1 pseudogene is annotated in these 1,585 nt (G+C 59.9%); it reads right to left on the bottom strand.

Annotation, left to right across the window (positions count from 1 at the left end):
* Positions 1-1,585, bottom strand: a pseudogene (locus tag HNQ59_RS19355) (hypothetical protein); the annotation flags it as partial.

A 1,585-nucleotide genomic window follows, 5' to 3' on the forward strand; every position in this document is an offset into this window, starting at 1 on the left:
GCGCATCTGCCTGCCAGCGCCCCAACACCACGCTCGGCCCTTCGCTGTACCCAGCACCGTTCGCCAGCCATTGCTTGGCCACCGCATCGCCATTGACATCATGGCGGATCTCCAGCAGGTCTTGCCGACCATCTCCGTTGAAGTCCGCTTCCAGGAAGCGGGTATCCTTGCGCCAGTCACCACGTTGCACAAACTGGCTGCCATCGCTACGCCAACTGGCAATCACTTGCCGACCATCGTTTTCCACCCAGGTACCGATCAGGTCTACCCGACGGTCACCATCCTGATCCGACAGCCGATACACAGCATCGTCCCGCCATTGCCCCAGGATGCTGTCGCTTTGCTTGCTGTAGCCACTGCCGTTGGAGGCCCACAGCGTGGCCACGGCCTGCCCGGCGTCGTTGCGCCAGAGCTGCACCACATCGCTACGGCGGTCACCCGTCACCTCGCCAGCCAGGAAGCGGCTACCAGGTTTGCCAGCTCCCAGACTGAGGTCGGTCCCGATTGCCAACTGGTTGCTCACGTTGCCGGTCAACTTGGTCAGCCCAAAGGTGCCATCCTTGAAATTCACGACCTCCAGCACATCTGTACGACCATCGCCATCGGTATCAACGATGAAACTGTGACCACCATATTGTCTACTCCAATAGTCTCCCCATACCGTCAACTTCTGATCAGCGGCCATCGCAAATACCGCAAAGTCATGTCGGCTTTGATCAGCCAGATAGAAGACGGCTATCAATTCTCCCCGGCCATCTCCATTGACATCACCGACCGCCAGTCGATTCAGGTTGGCAATGGGTCGGCCATATTCAACGTCGCTCCTCTTGACAAAGCTGCCCGCCACCTGTGACCAACAGGTAACCTCAACTTTGTTGACATCCAAGGGAGTGGTGCTGACTCCCCACAGGTCTGCCTTGCGATCAGCGTTGGCATCACCCAGCACATAGCGAGTGCCGACCACCCAACGCCCCAGCTCCACATCCTGGCCCTTGACCAGCCCCGCCGTGCCTTGCTGCCATAGGGTAGCGATCGCTTGCCCATCTTCACGTTTCACGATGCTCAGCAGATCTGATTGGCCATCGCCATTCAGGTCACCAGTCAGGTATTGCGCATCTGCCTGCCAGCGCCCCAACACCACGCTCGGCCCTTCGCTGTACCCAGCACCGTTCGCCAGCCATTGCTTGGCCACCGCATCGCCATTGACATCATGGCGGATCTCCAGCAGGTCTTGCCGACCATCTCCGTTGAAGTCCGCTTCCAGGAAGCGGGTATCCTTGCGCCAGTCACCACGTTGTACAAACTGGCTGCCGTCGCTGCGCCAACTGGCAATCACTTGCCGACCGTCGTTTTCCACCCAGGTACCGATCAGGTCTACCCGACGGTCACCATCCTGATCCGACAGCCGATACACAGCATCGTCCCGCCATTGCCCCAGGATGCTGTCGCTTTGCTTGCTGTAGCCACTGCCGTTGGAGGCCCACAGCGTGGCCACGGCCTGCCCGGCGTCGTTGCGCCAGAGCTGCACCACATCGGTACGGCCATCACCGGTTACATCCGCCGCCAGGAAACGGCTGTTGGGTTT

It is taken from the genome of Chitinivorax tropicus, assembly GCF_014202905.1.
Lineage (GTDB): Bacteria > Pseudomonadota > Gammaproteobacteria > Burkholderiales > SCOH01 > Chitinivorax > Chitinivorax tropicus.